Consider the following 15958-nt stretch of genomic DNA (forward strand, 5'->3'; position numbering starts at 1 on the left):
CCCATTCATTCATCAATAGCGAGCGGGAAATTACTCTACGCGCAGCACGCGGCTGGTGTTGGTGGTGCCGGTGGTGCTCATCACGTCGCCCTGGGTAACGATAACCAGATCGCCGGACACCAGGAAACCTTTCTCGCGCAGCAGGTTGATAGCGTCGTGCGCTGCCGCCACGCCGTCGTTGTGGCTGTCGAAGAACACCGGGGTCACGCCGCGATACAGAGCGGTCAGATTCAGGGTGCTTTCGTGGCGAGACATGGCGAAGATTGGCAGACCTGAAGTAATGCGTGAGGTCATCAGCGCGGTACGGCCGGACTCGGTCATGGTAATAATCGCCGTAACGCCCTGCAGGTGGTTAGCGGCGTACATCGCGGACATGGCGATCGCTTCTTCGATGTTATCGAACTGCACGTCCAGACGGTGCTTAGAGACGTTGATGCTTGGCACTTTTTCTGCGCCCAGGCACACTTTCGCCATCGCCGTTACCGTTTCAGCCGGGTACTGGCCCGCAGCGGTTTCGGCTGACAGCATCACCGCATCGGTGCCGTCGAGCACGGCGTTAGCCACGTCCATCACTTCAGCGCGAGTTGGCATCGGGTTGGTGATCATCGATTCCATCATCTGGGTGGCGGTGATCACGGAACGGTTCAGCTGACGCGCGCGGCTGATCAGTGCTTTCTGAATACCGACCAGCTCCGGATCGCCAATTTCAACGCCCAGATCGCCCCTTGCCACCATTACCACGTCCGAGGCGAGGATGATGTCATCCATCGCTTCCTGAGTGGCAACCGCTTCAGCACGCTCAACTTTAGAGACGATTTTCGCCTCACAGCCTGCTTCGCGCGCCAGGCGACGAGCGTAGTTCAGGTCTTCGCCACAGCGAGGGAAGGAGACTGCCAGGTAATCCACGCGGATCTGTGCCGCGGTCAGGATGTCGGCTTTGTCTTTTTCGGTCAGCGCTTCGGCAGACAGACCGCCACCCAGCTTGTTAATGCCTTTATTGTTGGAAAGCGGGCCACCGACGGTCACCTCGGTGAAGACTTTCATTCCCTGAACTTCCAGCACTTTCAGCTGTACGCGGCCGTCGTCCAGCAGCAGGATATCGCCAGGTACCACGTCAGCAGGCAGGCCTTTGTAATCGATGCCGACTTTTTCTTTATCGCCTTCACCTTTACCCAGGCTGGCATCCAGCAGGAAGCGCTCACCGATATTCAGGAAGACTTTGCCTTCTTTAAACGTAGATACGCGGATTTTTGGTCCCTGCAGGTCACCCAGGATGGCAACGTGACGGCCCAGTTTAGCGGCAATAGCGCGAACGCTGTCTGCGCGTTTCTGGTGATCTTCCGCTGTGCCATGTGAGAAGTTCAGACGAACGACATTGGCACCTGCTGCGATGATCTTTTCAAGGTTATTATCGCGATCCGTGGCAGGCCCCAGTGTGGTTACAATCTTGGTTCTTCTGAGACGTCTTGACATGTATAACTCCGTTGACTTTTAGTGTGGTGTTGCAAGTGCAAGCACTACCAGGTTTTATCTCTGGGTATATGATAAGGAACGGATAATCCCGAACCTTCATCGTCGTTACTAAGTAAAACTGCTAATGACTGATGTTAACCTGGCCTTCCTTTTCCAGACGCGACTCTTTCAGTGCATCCTTAACCCGCTTCAGATTATCGCGAAACTTCGCGCCGCGCCGCAGGGTAAAACCGGTGGCCAGCACATCGATCAGCGTCAGCTGCGCGAGGCGTGAAACCATCGGCATATAAATATCGGTGTCTTCCGGTACATCAAGGGTCAGCGCCAGCGTCGCTTCCCGCGCCAGCGGGGAGTCTGGCGAGGTAATCGCCACGACCGTAGCATCATTTTCCCGCGCCAGCCTTGCCAGCTCAACCATTGATTTTGTGCGCCCGGTATGGGAGATCAGTACCATCACATCTCCCTCGTTGCTGTTCATACAGCTCATGCGCTGCATCACAATATCATCGGAATAGATCACTGGCACATTGAAGCGAAAAAATTTATTCATCGCATCATGCGCCACGGCTGCCGAGGCACCTAAACCAAAAAAGGCGATTTTCTTTGACTGGGTCAGTAGATCGACGGCACGATTGACGGCGCTGGTATCCAGGCTCTGTTTTACCCGATCCAGCCCTGCCATCGCCGACTCGAAAATTTTACCGGAATAGGACTCTACGCTATCTTCCTGTTCGACATTGCGGCTGACATACGGCGTACCGTTGGCCAGACTTTGCGCCAGCTGGAGCTTAAAGTCCGGGAAGCCTTTGGTATTCAGTCTATGACAGAAGCGGTTCACGGTAGGTTCGCTAACGCCTGCTGCTTTTGCCAGCATTGCAATACTGGAATGCATCGCGGTAGTCGGGGAATCAAGGATAACGACGGCAACTTTGCGCTCGGATTTGCTTAAATTTTCCAGGCAGGATTGAATTTTTTCCAGCATATTCATAGGACTAACCACTCATACATTCTGACGATTTCAATCAAAGGAGAAATCGATGTCATTTTGTAGAGAATATACAATGCGCTACGGCAGAGACGGCAGTAGCATGATGAGAAAACTTTACATTTTTTACCATAGTTTGAGCTGTGTCAGGTTTTCAGATTGGTAATAACAACATCAGAACTGATGGTTTATTACGCAAAGCTTAGACGCAGATCGATCGTTTTTGCCAGTTATTTAACCATCGAATTGAATACATTGTGCCAGAGTTACCTCGCCTGGTTTACGCGGGCCGGGCAAACGAAGTACAGTGTGTTGAAATAAAATTACAATAAGATCTGTCCAACTACGGAACCTACATGGACAGTCTAATCCTGCAACGAGGAGAATGAAATGGCGGTTACACAAACAGCCCAGGCATGCGATCTGGTGATTTTCGGCGCCAAAGGCGACCTGGCGCGCCGGAAACTATTGCCCTCTCTGTACCAGTTAGAAAAAGCGGGCCAGATCCATGAAGAATCACGCATCATCGGCGTAGGCCGTGCGGAATGGGACAAAGCTGCCTATACCAAAGTGGTGCGTGAAGCGCTGGAAACCTTCATGAAGGAAAAAATTGACGAAGCGCTGTGGGATAAACTCAGTAGCCGACTTGATTTCTGCAACCTGGATGTTAATGATAGCAGCCATTTCCCGCGTCTGGGCAAAATGCTTGACCAGAAAAAACGCGTGACCATCAACTACTTCGCTATGCCGCCAAGCACCTTTGGTGCAATCTGTCAGGGCCTGGGCCAGGCGAAACTTAACGCCAAGCCTGCTCGCGTGGTCATGGAAAAACCGTTGGGTACCTCGCTGGTGACCTCTCAGGAGATCAATGACCAGGTTGGCGAATATTTCGAAGAAAGCCAGGTCTTCCGCATCGACCACTATCTGGGTAAAGAAACGGTTCTGAACCTGCTGGCTCTGCGCTTCGCCAACTCCCTGTTTGCGTCCAACTGGGATAACCGCACCATCGACAGCGTGCAGATCACCGTGTCGGAAGAAGTGGGTATCGAAGGCCGTTGGGGCTACTTCGATAAAGCGGGCCAGATGCGCGATATGATCCAGAACCACCTGCTGCAGGTTCTGACCATGATCGCCATGTCACCGCCTGCCGATCTGTCCGCTGACCGTATCCGCGATGAGAAAGTGAAAGTTCTGCGCTCCCTGCGCCGCATCGATCAGACTAATGTGCGTGAGAAGACCGTACGTGGTCAGTACACTGCCGGTTTCGTACAGGGCAAAAAAGTGCCTGGCTACCTGGAAGAAGAGGGCGCGAACAAGCAGAGCAGCACTGAAACCTTCGTTTCAATCCGTGTGGATATTGACGACTGGCGTTGGGCTGGTGTTCCGTTCTACCTGCGTACCGGTAAACGTCTGCCGACCAAGTGTTCCGAAGTGGTAGTGTATTTCAAAAACCCGGCGCTGAACCTGTTCAAAGATACCTGGCCTGAACTGCCGCAGAACAAGCTGACTATCCGTTTGCAGCCGGACGAGGGTGTAGAAATCGAGATCCTGAACAAAGTTCCGGGCCTGGATCACAAACACAACCTGCAAACCACCCAGCTGGATCTGAGCTTCTCTGAAACCTTCAACCAGTCACATCTGGCAGATGCCTATGAGCGCCTGCTGTTAGAAACCATGCGCGGCATTCAGGCACTGTTTGTGCGCCGTGATGAAGTGGAAGAAGCCTGGAAGTGGGTTGACTCCATCATGGAAGCCTGGGCTGCGGATAAAGACGCACCTAAGCCGTATCAGGCGGGTACGTGGGGACCGGTTGCCTCCGTGGCGATGATTACGCGCGATGGCCGTTCCTGGAATGAAATCGAGTAAGATCTTCTGACGTCCTCTCGCAGATAAGCGGCCTTCACTGAAAAGTGTGGGCCGTTTTTTTTGCCTGATATTTTGAAAATGACACAATATTAAAAATATTTTTGAACCTGTGTTTCAAAAAAGGCGGAGAGCGATAGACGATACTCTTGCACTGTTGTAAGGTAAGTCACCGTTTCGGAACCACCGCATAATATTTGCCTGCTATCTCAAACAGGGAAAGCATGCCAGACAGGAGAAGGTTGTTAATGAGTAACTGGAAAACAAGCGCAGAACAGATCCTGACCACCGGCCCGGTTGTCCCGGTGATTGTCGTTAACAAACTCGAACATGCGGTGCCGATGGCTAAAGCGCTGGTTGCCGGCGGTGTGCGCGTGCTGGAAGTGACTCTGCGTACGCCGTGCGCGATGGATGCGCTGAAGGCGATGGTGAGAGAAGTTCCTGAAGCTATTGTGGGTGCCGGTACGGTGCTCAACGCCCAGCAGCTGAAAGAAGTCACCGATGCCGGTGCGCAGTTTATTATCAGTCCGGGCCTGACCGAGCCGCTGCTGCGTGCCGCTGTCGACGGTTCGGTGCCGTTGATTCCGGGTATCAGCACCGTTTCTGAACTGATGACCGGTCTGGATTACGGCCTGCGCGAGTTTAAGTTCTTCCCGGCCGAAGCCAACGGCGGCGTGAAAGCGCTACAGGCAATTGGTGGGCCTTTCCCGCAGGTGCGTTTCTGCCCGACCGGGGGGATTTCTCCGGCGAACTACCGTGACTATCTGGCACTGAAAAGCGTGCTGTGTATTGGCGGTTCATGGCTGGTCCCTGCCGATGCGCTGGAAGCGGGTGATTACGATCGTATTACTCGTCTGGCGCAGGAAGCGGTGGCTGGCGCGCGCTAATGCGTGACGGTTAGTGGCGGTAAGCGAGTCGTTTATCTGACCACGGTTTAAAAATTAAAGGCCGCTGTCTCTTTGGGATGGCGGTTTTTTTATGGGCGGTAAAAATGTTACCTGGCTGTGGCTGTGGCTGTGGCTGTGGCTGTGGCTGTGGCTGTGGCGATCGGGGCGCATCCTCTGCGCAAGTCGGGCGTCCTCGCGTCACGCTGCGCGTGATGCCTTCGGCTCCGGCAGCATGACTTTCGGGCCGGTCTGGAGCGGGCGTCCTGCCCGCGCCAGCCCTGACGCTAACGTCCTGTTAGCGTCCCCGGTCCCGCTGTCTTCGCCTCAGCGCTGTGGATTGCCCGGTTTGCGCAGAGGATGCGCCCCTTCTTACAGAGTGCTTGCGGTTAGATTCAGGATAATTAAGCGTTGAGTTAACGGAGCCGGGTAGATTAGCTCGCGTATGAGATTCGCCACCTTAATACATGTCCAATCTTCGAAAGACAGAGTTCGACTGTTTTTTCGTTGTAAAAGAGATCGTGGCTGAGATCAAACTAAGAGAACTTACAGCCATGAGGCCGTTAAGTTACAGAAATTAAGATATAGAAATTTGTTTTTCAGCCAGAAGCTGCCAGATCTAACAGCGGGCTGGTGGTTCCCCCGAACGGGCAATCCGCAGCGCAGTACGTAGAGAAGAAGCCAGGATTCGGTCGCATGGACGCGACCGAAAAGCACAGCCGGGCAGGACGCCCGTCTGTGCTGGTCCGAGAGGCTGAGGAACGAAGTGATGGCACCACGCAAAGCGTGGCGCGAGGACCCGCCCGAGCGGGGTAACCACCAGCCAGCGCAAGCGCCGTTGCTTCAGGCAATACGACCCCAGTAATTACCCGCTAACTTTGACGCTAGCTGCCGCAGTAACCGCACGCTGTACCGCGTCATCAATATCCGTACCGGTCGCTAGTGCCACACCCAGACGGCGCTGACCGCGAATCTCCGGCTTACCGAACAGACGAACCTGCAAACCGGCACCGACAGCCGCCTGCAAATTGCCAAACTGAACGTTATCACTATCCAGCTGCGGCAGAATAACGGCAGACGCCGACGGACCGTACTGACGAATCCCCCCAACCGGCAGGCCGAGGAACGCGCGAACGTGCAGGGCAAACTCGGAAACGTCCTGAGAAATCAGCGTCACCATCCCGGTATCGTGCGGGCGAGGGGAAACCTCGCTGAACACCACTTCATCGCCGCAAACAAACAGCTCAACGCCAAACAGGCCGCGTCCGCCGAGGGCTTCAACCACATTGCGGGCGATATCCTGCGCGCGCTGTAGAGCCAAATCGCTCATCTGCTGCGGTTGCCAGGACTCACGGTAATCGCCATCTTCCTGACGGTGACCGATTGGAGCACAGAAATGAACGCCGTCAACGGCGCTGATGGTCAGCAGCGTGATTTCAAAATCGAATTTCACCACGCCTTCAACAATCACACGGCCCGCACCGGCGCGGCCACCCTGCTGGGCATATTCCCAGGCTGTTTCCAGCTGCGAAGCTTCGCGGATAAAACTCTGACCTTTACCGGAAGAACTCATGACTGGCTTAACGATGCACGGGAAGCCAATTTCATCGGCGGCGGCAAAGAAGGCTTCACGGCTGTCGGCGAAGCGGTAGGTGGAAGTCGGCAACGACAATTCTTCGGCAGCGAGGCGACGAATGCCTTCGCGGTTCATGGTCAGCTTTGCTGCACGCGCGGTGGGGACAACGTGCTGACCCTTTTTTTCCAGTTCAACCAGCATGTCGGTGGCGATGGCTTCGATTTCCGGCACGACGAAGTCCGGTTTTTCCTGGGCGATCAAGGCAGCCAGCGCGGCACCGTCCAGCATATTGATCACATGGCTGCGATGGGCAACGTGCATGGCAGGGGCATCGGCATAGCGGTCAACGGCGATCACTTCCACGCCAAGACGCTGACATTCCAGCGCCACTTCCTTACCCAGTTCACCTGATCCTAACAGCATTACGCGAGTCGCCTGTGGGCGCAGCGCGGTTCCAAGAGTCGTCATAATCTCTACCTGATTGAATGGAAAAAACGCGCGCAGTATAAACGAAAACGTTTGCGTATTCATCCTGAACGCTAAACTTGAGTCAAATCCGCTTCAGTGATAAGCTGTATATAAACACAGTATAGCGAGAAGAAAATTATGGCTGTTGAAATTCAATACGTAGTCGTCAGAAAAGGTGAGGAAAAGATGACGTTTGCCAGCAAAAAAGAAGCCGATGCCTACGACAAAATGCTCGATATGGCCGAAGTTTTTTCTGAATGGCTGACCACCAGTCCGCTGGCGCTTGATGAGCAGCAGGGTGAAGCGCTGGGTCTGTATCTGGCAGAAAACAAAGATGCACTGCAGCACATTCTGCGCACCGGTAAAATGCCGGAAGAGGCAACTGCTTCAGAAGATGAAACGGCCGAAGCTGAGGGTAAACTGCGCGCGGTGTAATTTCCGAAGGCAGGGCAGGCATCACTGCGATGCCAGCAGTTGGCTAAGTGCATGCATTGCCCTGCGCGCGGTTTTCACAGGATCTGCCTGATGAAGATCGTCATTGAATACCTCTAGCCCCAACGGCCCGCGATAGTCAATCTGATGCAGATACTGCAGCAGAGTAGCTAAAGGAAAATTGCCTTCTCCGGGTAAAAGGCGGTGATGGCGAGCTGTTTCCACCAGTTCTTCCTTTGCTGGCAGTTGCGCCAGGTCGGAAAGCTGCACCAGGAAAATCTTTTCCACCGGTATGCCTGCCAGGTCATTAACACTGCGCTGGCGAACAAAAATATGGAAAGCATCCACGACCAGCCCGAGGTTAGGGGCATCTATTTTTTTAATCAGTTGCCATGCATCCGCGGTATTGTTAATTACGCAGCTCCAGGCCATTGCTTCATAGGCAATGTTCAGCCCTCGTTGCAGTGCCCGATCCGCCAGCCAGCGCAGATCTTCCTCTATCCTCTCAGCATGGCAGCGACTATCGGTTGAAGCCGGAACCAGCAACGTTGACGCTCCCAGAAGACAGGCCACCTGCATCATTTTTTCGGCCTCTTGATACTTATCCTTTCGCAGCGCGTCCGGTGCGCCATCAAAATCCAACAGCACCTGATAATCAGTCAGCGCCAGCGGGAGATCTCTCAGCACGTTGTTCAGCCCGTGAAGACCGGTTCTTGCGGCCTCTACGTCCTGCTGCCACAGCTCAACCTGATTGAAACCGGCCTGACAGGCTGCCTGTAGTTTTTGTTCGGGTGACCCACCCAGCAAAATGGTATTTATAAATAACGGATTTCTTGCGAAGGTCATTTCATCTCCTTAAAAAAGTCGGCAATACAAAGGTAGAAACAAAACTTTCACCTCACAACTCCCATAGCCAGCAATGCCATGGCGACTATCGACTCAAAATAAAGGCTAATTTTCCACCGGTTGTGCCTTCGGCTATTGGCAATCAGGCATCTTGCTGCCAGTCTTACAGGCAGGCACAGCAACCGTGAAAATATCATGACACCACCTAAAGCAAAGAAAGTCCCTCATGTGATGACTCAGCACGGTGACACGCGCTGCGACAACTATTATTGGCTGCGCGATGATCAACGGGAAGATCCGGAAATCATCGCGTGGCTCAAAGCAGAAAATGAGTACGGCGACAGCCTGCTGGAGCCGCAAAAAGCGTTACAGGCGGAACTGCTGCAGGAGATCATCGATCGCATCCCTCCGCGCGACCAGTCGGTTCCCTACGTAAAAAATGGCTATCGCTATCAGAGCCGCTATGAAGAGGGCAACGAGTACGCCATTTACAGCCGTCAGCCTGCGGAAACCGCCAACCCCGAACAGTGGGAAACGCTGGTCGATGCCAACCAGCGCGCGGCGGAAAGTGAGTTTTATGCACTTGGCAGCCTGGCGATTACCCGTGATAACCAGATCCTGGCTCTGGCTGAAGATTTTCTCTCTCGCCGCATCTACAGCATTCATTTCCGCCACCTGCAGGATGAGCGCAGCTTTGACGATGTGCTGGAAGGTGTGACGGCTGGCATGACCTGGGCGAATGACTCGCAAACGCTTTACTACGTGCGCAAGCACCCGAAGACGCTGCTGCCTTACCAGGTCTGGCGGCATACGCTGGGCACCGCGCAGGAAAGCGATCGGCTGGTTTACGAAGAGCTGGACGACACCTTCTACGTCGGGCTGTATAAGACCACCTCCGAGCAGTTTATTGCTATTTCACTCAACAGCAGCACCACCAGTGAAATCCTGTTGCTGGATGCGAATGCGCCGGATGCCGAACCGGTGATGTTCAGTCCGCGCCGTAAAGATCACGAATACAGCGTCGATCACTATCAGCAGCAGTTTTACCTGCGATCGAACCGCGACGGTAAAAACTTCGGCCTCTATCGCACCGACACCGTTGATGAAAACAGCTGGCAGGCGATTATTGCACCGCGTGCGGATATCGTGCTGGAAGGCTACTCGCTGTTCCGCGACTGGCTGGTAGTGGAAGAGCGTCAGCGCGGACTCACCCGTCTGCGGCAGATTAGCTGGCAGAGTGGGGAGGAACGGGCGATTGCCTTCGACGACCCGACCTACGTCACCTGGCTGGGCCATAACCCGGAGCCAGAAGCCAGCAAATTGCGCTACGGCTATTCCTCAATGACCACGCCGGATACGCTGTACGAACTGGATATGGACAGCGGCGAGCGTCAGGTGCTGAAGCAGACGGCGGTAAAAGGGTTTGATGCCGGTCATTATCGCAGTGAACGCCATTGGATCACCGTGCGTGACGGAGTTGATGTGCCGGTATCGCTGGTGTATCGCAAGGACAGCTATCGCCCCGGCAGCAACCCGCTGCTGGTCTACGGCTATGGTTCTTACGGCAGCAGCATGGACCCGGATTTCAGCGCCAGCCGGCTCAGCCTGTTGGACCGTGGCTTCGTCTTCGCCTTAACACACATTCGCGGCGGCGGTGAAATGGGTCAGCAGTGGTACGACGATGGCCGCCTGCTGAATAAGATGAACACCTTCCACGACTTTATTGATATCACCGATGCGCTGGTGGAAAAGGGCTATGGCGATCCGGCTAAGCTCTACGCCATGGGTGGCAGCGCCGGTGGCTTATTGATGGGGGCGGTGATCAACATGGTGCCGGAACGCTTCCACGGGGTGGTAGCACAGGTGCCTTTTGTTGATGTGGTGACCACCATGCTGGACGAGAGTATTCCGCTGACCACCGGTGAGTATGATGAGTGGGGCAATCCCAACGACGAGCAGTATTATCGCTACATCAAGCAGTACAGCCCGTACGATCAGGTTATTGCGCAGGATTATCCACATTTGCTGGTCACGACCGGCCTGCACGACTCTCAGGTGCAGTACTGGGAACCGGCCAAATGGGTGGCTAAGCTGCGCGAGCTGAAAACCGATTCGAACCTGCTGGTGCTGCATACCGATATGGATGCCGGCCACGGCGGTAAATCAGGCCGTTATAAAGTGTGGGAAGAAGTGGCGCTGGAGTATGCGTTTCTGATTGGGCTGGCGAACGGCACGCTCACCAGCAGCTCTGCTCACTAATCATCTATGCCTAATGCCCGCTGCATGGTAATACGCAGATTGGGCTTCAGGTCCGGGATGTTTTTCAGCATCCAGTGCAGATATCCCGGATCTTTCTTTGCCACGGTATCAATGGCCTGACCGCGATACTTACCGAACGGGAAGGTGCTTTCCAGTCCTTTCGTCTGCATCCTGCGGACCATTTCCGCAGCGTCCCAGCCGCTGGCATCCATAATATGAACCAGCAGCGCAGCGGTGATGTAGCAGTCGTACAGCGCCCGGTGCGCATGCAGACCGGGTGGGGTAATCACCTCAAGATTCAGCGCATCGCGCAGCGCCTGATTGCCGTACTTGAGGCCGGGCCACAGGCGACGGGCAAGCGTCATGGTGCAAATCCACTCGCCGTGCATTTCCGGCAGCATCCGGCGATCGAAGCTGGCATTGTGCGCCACATAGTACGCGCTGCCCTGATAACGCCCCACCGCCTGCTCAATAGTGGGTTTACCGAGCACCATCTCTTCGGTGATCCGATGAATAGCCATTGCCTGCCGGCTGATAGGCCGATCCGGGGAGATCAGATCGCTCATCGGATTTATGATCTGTCCATCAACCACATCCACCGATGCCACTTCGACAATACCACCCTGCAGGCCGCAGGTTTCCGTGTCAATCACACGTAACATACTCTCTCCCGTTTACAGAACTGAGGTGCAGGGTAACGGATGAACCTCCCCCTGCCAATGATTACCGCTGCGGCGGGCAATAATCAGCTGTTCCCCGCTCCCGCCTTGCACTACCTGACGCCCGTCCGGCCCCCAGAAGGCGCTTTTTCCTGCGCTTTGATAGCCACCTGTCGGCCAGGCGTGATTGGCCATCATCACCGCCATCCTGTAGTCCCGCGACCAGCGCGCAAGATAATCACAGTCCTGCTGATATCCCTGTTCGGACACCAGTACGCTGGTCGCATAGAGATCGGCACCCTGGCGTGCAGCATCCTGGGCAAATTTCTCTACGCTGATGTCGGCGCAAATCGCCATCACCACGTTGTGACGCTGATGGCCGAACATCGGCACGGCCACGCCCTGAACAAAAATCTGCTTTTCTTCACCATACAGATTGCGTTTGCTGTAGGCGAAACGGGTGCCGTCGGGCAGGAACGTTGCCGCCGACAGCCGTACGTTATTTTCACCGGTCAGCGGCAGCCCGATGCTGATACCCATCTGATATTCTACGGCGGCCTCGGCAAAAACCTGCAGCCGGGGATCGTCGAGGGACAGGGCCAGTTCTGCCATCAGCGGCAGTTCATAACCGGTGAGTGACAGTTCGGGAAACATCAGTAAATCAACATGCCGGGAGGCAGCAAGGCGGACAAACTCAAGGTGGTGTTGGATATTCCAGGTGATATCGCCAGGGCGGGACCCTGACTGTGCAGCAGCAACGTTCCAGCCGGACATAATGACTCCCATGGTTGAGATTAGGTGCAGTAATGCTCTGCTGATTATCTCAACCGATGCCCGGCAAAATGACAAGCCATTATTTTTGCTTGGGTTCGTACGGCAGCCGCGAAAGGGAAAGTGACAGCTGGCGATAGTGCGCCAGCCGCTGGCGGAACCAGTCACGCAGAGCCTCCGGCTGTTCACGTTCTACCATTTCGGCAATCACCGGCATATTATAACGTTCTTTAAACGCCACCCCGGCGGCAGCCAGATCGACGTTGATTTTATCTTTTTCTTCCTGCGGCAGCGTGGCCAGGTTAGTGCTCATGGTGTTCTCCAGACAGTTTGTCGCAAAAATAATGCAGAAGGCACGGATTAGCAAGTTTACCGGCTAATCGATAGTCGTTATCACCTCGACACTGCTATTCAGGCGGGGTATTCTTTCGGCCTCTGGTCGCCCGACGCCGCTACTCGCAAGGATGATTGAGCACGATGCGTAACAACAGCCTGAAGTAATATGTCGCTAACCGGCTTCTATATTTTCTGCCGCTGGCTGCATTTTGGCGCGCTGATGTCGCTGGCAGGAGCGGGGATCTTTACCACGCTTTTAGCGCCGGCACGATACCGTGCGCGTCTCAGCGTCCGCTTCCGTCTGCTGATCCAAATATCCTGCTGGCTGACGCTATTCACCACGCTACTGCTGCTGAGTGCCCAAACCGGGCTGATGGGTGATGGCTGGCGAGATATGATCAATGCCGACGTCTGGGCTGCCGTGTTACAAACCGGATTTGGCCGTGTCTGGCAGTTGCAGTGTGTGTTGGCAATGCTCGGCTGCCTGACGCTGCTGCTGCAGGGCAGGCTTCGTCAGCAAATGATGTTGCTGTGTGCGCTACTGCAGCTTGCTGGGCTGGCATTTGTCGGCCACGCTGCGATCCTTGACGGTTGGCTGGGAGCACTGCAGCGCGGCAACCAGATCGTCCATTTGCTGGCCGCAGCATTCTGGGCGGGTGGTCTGTGGCCGGTGGCGCTGTTGATGCGAGAAGCTCGCGATGCTACCTGGCGCTACGAGGCAATTAAAACCATGATGCGCTATTCGCGCTACGGCCATCTTGCCGTGGCGCTGGCGATTATCAGCGGCGTGCTTGCCGCTCTGCTGCTGCTGGGATGGCCCCTTGTCAGTTTCCGGCTTTATAGCCAGCTGCTGTTGCTGAAAACGCTGCTGGTTGCCGCGATGGTCGCCATCGCGCTGTTTAACCGCTACTGGCTGGTGCCGCGATTTCAGCGCAGTGGAGAGGGGGCTCAACATAATTTTGTCATCGCCACGCTGGTGGAAGTGGCGTTGGCGGCGCTGGCGTTGCTCTCAGTCAGCCTGTTTGCCACGCTGGAACCAGCCTGATCGGTAGCCAGCACCGGTGTACTGTTTTAAGCACTGTTTGAAGGTATGAAAAGTCATGAAAAAACTGGCATTAATGTTTGCTGTACTGAGCGTCAGCACCAGTGCGCTGGCCGGGATTGAAACCGTCAGCCGTTTCGATATGGGTAAAGAGAACTGGCCTTTCACGCGTGAAGAGATGATGCTCAGCTGCGAAAAAGGCAACGTGCTGTTAGCGATTAACGACGGCACGCTGGTGCAGTACCCACTCAATGCGGCGGCGGAAGAGAGCGTGAAAGCCGGCCTCATCAAGGGCTTCCCGATCGATAAGATGCTGGCTGACGATCCGGCCAATCCGGGGCATAAAAAAAGCCTGGCACCGATTATTGCCCGCGCCGAGAAGCTCTGTAACTGATATCTGATGGATGCGCTGGCAGAGCCCTGGCGCATCTCTTATCTTCGCATCAGCCCGCGTATTCCGTGGGAACCCGCCGTTTCTGCCACGTTGATCACAATGCTAACAATCCGCAACTACTTTGCAACATACGGTCTGGCAATCCCCTGCATTTCGTCTATCTTTTAAGAGTCAGGCAACAAGCCTGCATTAATGCCAACTTTTAGCGCACGGCTCTGAGAAGAGCCATTTCCCTGGACCGAAGACAGGAATCGTCTTCGGTCTTTTTTTAAGTTATTTAAATATAAGTAATTATTTTCAACAGGAACGAAATTACACGAAAAATCCACGAAAACCGTTTTCCCGGTCTAAATGATCGTGTACTCCCGACCGCGTCCGTCGAGATACTCATCTGTCTGTTCTACGTTCTTATGCCCGAGCAGTTTTTGTGCAAATTCTTTTCCTCGCTCTTTGCTGTACAACCTGCCAGCTAAACTTCGGATTTCATGAAATGAGGGCGGGTTTTCCATGGACGCAATCGACGTCAAATTTTTGGCATCAGCAAAAGTGTTGGTGAGTGTATCGGGATGCAGAGAACCGTGCTTCATACGCCTTTGGTGGCGTCACAAATACTGTAGCGCAGGGTTATCCGGTTGCGCTGGTTTATGGGAAACCGCGTATTGGTGGGGCAATCATTTCAGCGGGGATTTACGTTGAAGAGCAGCAATAAAACATAATTCTCATCAACAAGGCTGCCATTTGGCGGCTTTTTTTTGGGCAAAATATGGCAACATCCACCGCAATCAAGGGAAAAAAGCAGGGAGTGCAACGTCACGCACACCTTCGAATAACCTGATGACCTGCAGTTTGTGGCAAAACCCAAAATTCTTAATTAATGCACTTAAGAGTCTGAAAACTCCTCTTACCCTGGAACAGGGCGGTACAGGGGCAGTGACGTCGGCGGATGCCAGACAAAGCCTCGATCTGGCGAGTGCCGCTACAACCAGTATCCAGACATCTTCAGAAGATACAGACAATGGAAAAGTTGGCGCATTCGGCATGAGTAGTAATGCATTACCGCTAACACAGGATTTCACGAACAGACAATTTACCGGTTTTTACAGGACGCCTGTAAAAGCGGGAAGACTGTCCGTTGGTGGTGAAAATTATCTCTGCCAGTCGTGGCACTGGGATACATCGAATAAGGTCGTGACAGGGTTTCGTCTGAGCGCCGGCTTACGTTATTTTGCCGGGGGATTCATTAGCGGTGACTGGTAACCCCCGATCGAGTTTTATACGACAGCAAATACAACGGTTGATTCGAACAATTTAATTAAAAGCGCCTCTCCTATTGTCCGCCTTCCAAATGATGTGGACCAGATGCAGCCAGACTTCGCTATCGAAGGACAACATGTTCTTACCGGACTGTTTTCAGTGAATCCCGAAGATAAAGGTGTACGTGCTCAGAAGGCGGGGACGGGAGTGTACGTTGTCAGAGGCGCGCAGGCACTCGCTGTCGAAGGATGGACGATTGAGGGACCACAGGACAGTAATGGCAACCGGCTGTACTTTATTGAAACCGATACCGCAGAAGAGGGTGTGATACCGTGCGCGTCTTCTCGCGCCGGTTCGACGTCAACACCGCAAGCATCGTGGCGGGTGATCCCATGGATATTCCGTGCGGTAGGTGGATCGACCTGCACCTTCAGATGCCTGAGGACTCTGTATGGAACCAGTGAACAAAGGAAGACGAGAGTTCCGCTGCAGACGCCGTATGAGTGGGAAAAACTTGTAATGGTTCCAATAATACTGCGAATAATTGATCTGTTTAATCGATCGATTAGGGCAAATTGATCTTTAAAAGCGATTATATTTCGCTCCATTCTTATTGCACGATGATGCCCTGAAGGAGGTGGTAAAAATGAAAAAGGACACCAGTATGAGTTTGGGGGCAAGCCTGTTTTGCTTTTTGCTTTCGGGTATAGGCATGT

Annotated in this window: 15 protein-coding genes and 2 pseudogenes; 9 read left to right on the forward strand and 8 right to left on the reverse strand. The window is 54.1% G+C overall.

Annotated features, from left to right (window positions below; genetic code table 11):
* Positions 1-30: 30 nt before the first annotated feature.
* Both pyk and JOE09_RS00130 read right to left on the reverse strand, forming a co-directional pair.
* A complete protein-coding gene (gene pyk, locus JOE09_RS00125; protein ID WP_200544012.1) occupies positions 31-1473 on the reverse strand; it encodes a pyruvate kinase in 1443 nt (480 codons plus the stop codon).
* Between the two features lie 121 nt (positions 1474-1594).
* Positions 1595-2461: a MurR/RpiR family transcriptional regulator gene (locus JOE09_RS00130; protein ID WP_205064345.1), complete on the reverse strand. Its 867-nt coding sequence runs from the start codon at positions 2459-2461 to the stop codon at positions 1595-1597.
* A 387-nt stretch (positions 2462-2848) separates the two neighbouring features.
* Here JOE09_RS00130 and zwf point away from each other — a divergent pair, with 387 nt between their 5' ends.
* Entirely contained in the window at positions 2849-4324 is a 1476-nt protein-coding gene (zwf, locus tag JOE09_RS00135) for a glucose-6-phosphate dehydrogenase (protein WP_205064346.1), read from the forward strand.
* A 245-nt stretch (positions 4325-4569) separates the two neighbouring features.
* Positions 4570-5208, forward strand: coding sequence for a bifunctional 4-hydroxy-2-oxoglutarate aldolase/2-dehydro-3-deoxy-phosphogluconate aldolase (locus tag JOE09_RS00140; protein WP_205064347.1), 639 nt, complete (start codon positions 4570-4572; stop codon positions 5206-5208).
* An 862-nt stretch (positions 5209-6070) separates the two neighbouring features.
* Here the strand turns inward: JOE09_RS00140 and purT are convergent.
* Entirely contained in the window at positions 6071-7249 is a 1179-nt protein-coding gene (gene purT / locus JOE09_RS00145) for a formate-dependent phosphoribosylglycinamide formyltransferase (protein WP_205064348.1), read from the reverse strand.
* 138 nt (positions 7250-7387) lie between these two features.
* Between purT and JOE09_RS00150 the strand changes: the two genes are divergently transcribed.
* Positions 7388-7684 carry a YebG family protein gene (locus JOE09_RS00150; protein WP_205064349.1) on the forward strand — a complete coding sequence of 99 codons (297 nt, stop codon included), beginning with the start codon at positions 7388-7390 and terminating at the stop codon, positions 7682-7684.
* Between the two features lie 21 nt (positions 7685-7705).
* On the opposite strand, the gene JOE09_RS00155 is transcribed toward JOE09_RS00150, so the two are convergent.
* Positions 7706-8527 carry a sugar phosphate isomerase/epimerase family protein gene (locus JOE09_RS00155; RefSeq protein WP_205064350.1) on the reverse strand — a complete coding sequence of 274 codons (822 nt, stop codon included), beginning with the start codon at positions 8525-8527 and terminating at the stop codon, positions 7706-7708.
* Between the two features lie 195 nt (positions 8528-8722).
* On the opposite strand from JOE09_RS00155, the gene JOE09_RS00160 reads away from it, so the two are divergent.
* Positions 8723-10786, forward strand: coding sequence for a S9 family peptidase (locus JOE09_RS00160; RefSeq protein WP_205064351.1), 2064 nt, complete (start codon positions 8723-8725; stop codon positions 10784-10786).
* On the opposite strand, the gene exoX is transcribed toward JOE09_RS00160, so the two are convergent.
* The 3 genes from exoX to JOE09_RS00175 all read right to left on the reverse strand — a co-directional run bounded on the left by exoX (position 10783) and on the right by JOE09_RS00175 (position 12529).
* Complete coding sequence (gene exoX / locus JOE09_RS00165; RefSeq protein ID WP_205064352.1) at positions 10783-11448, reverse strand: exodeoxyribonuclease X; 666 nt, start codon at positions 11446-11448, stop codon at positions 10783-10785. The two genes, JOE09_RS00160 and exoX, sit on opposite strands and share 4 nt — an antisense overlap.
* 12 nt (positions 11449-11460) lie before the next feature.
* A complete protein-coding gene (locus tag JOE09_RS00170; protein ID WP_205064353.1) occupies positions 11461-12219 on the reverse strand; it encodes a carbon-nitrogen hydrolase family protein in 759 nt (252 codons plus the stop codon).
* A 79-nt stretch (positions 12220-12298) separates the two neighbouring features.
* Positions 12299-12529 (reverse strand): DNA polymerase III subunit theta, encoded by a 231-nt coding sequence (locus JOE09_RS00175; protein ID WP_105594244.1) that lies wholly within the window; start codon positions 12527-12529, stop codon positions 12299-12301.
* A gap of 189 nt (positions 12530-12718) precedes the next feature.
* On the opposite strand from JOE09_RS00175, the gene copD reads away from it, so the two are divergent.
* Both copD and JOE09_RS00185 read left to right on the forward strand, forming a co-directional pair.
* Positions 12719-13597, forward strand: a complete 879-nt coding sequence (gene copD / locus JOE09_RS00180; RefSeq protein ID WP_205064354.1) for a copper homeostasis membrane protein CopD — start codon at positions 12719-12721, stop codon at positions 13595-13597.
* A gap of 55 nt (positions 13598-13652) precedes the next feature.
* Entirely contained in the window at positions 13653-13988 is a 336-nt protein-coding gene (locus tag JOE09_RS00185; RefSeq protein ID WP_205064355.1) for a YebY family protein, read from the forward strand.
* Positions 13989-14335: 347 nt separating this feature from the next.
* Here the strand turns inward: JOE09_RS00185 and JOE09_RS00190 are convergent, their stop codons facing one another.
* Positions 14336-14575 carry a tyrosine-type recombinase/integrase gene (locus JOE09_RS00190; protein WP_205064356.1) on the reverse strand — a complete coding sequence of 80 codons (240 nt, stop codon included), beginning with the start codon at positions 14573-14575 and terminating at the stop codon, positions 14336-14338.
* Here JOE09_RS00190 and JOE09_RS26055 point away from each other — a divergent pair.
* From JOE09_RS26055 to JOE09_RS26485, 3 genes and pseudogenes are all read left to right on the forward strand, one after another.
* A pseudogene (locus JOE09_RS26055) lies at positions 14551-14697 on the forward strand (tail assembly protein); the annotation flags it as partial. The gene JOE09_RS00190 and the pseudogene JOE09_RS26055 overlap by 25 nt on opposite strands.
* Before the next feature lie 29 nt (positions 14698-14726).
* Positions 14727-15245 (forward strand): hypothetical protein, encoded by a 519-nt coding sequence (locus JOE09_RS00195; protein WP_205064357.1) that lies wholly within the window; start codon positions 14727-14729, stop codon positions 15243-15245.
* Between the two features lie 6 nt (positions 15246-15251).
* Positions 15252-15706 (forward strand): annotated as a pseudogene (locus JOE09_RS26485) (phage tail fiber protein).
* Positions 15707-15958: the final 252 nt, after the last annotated feature.

Origin of the sequence: Pantoea coffeiphila (genome assembly GCF_016909495.1) — a bacterium.
Classification (GTDB): Bacteria; Pseudomonadota; Gammaproteobacteria; order Enterobacterales; family Enterobacteriaceae; genus Erwinia; species Erwinia coffeiphila.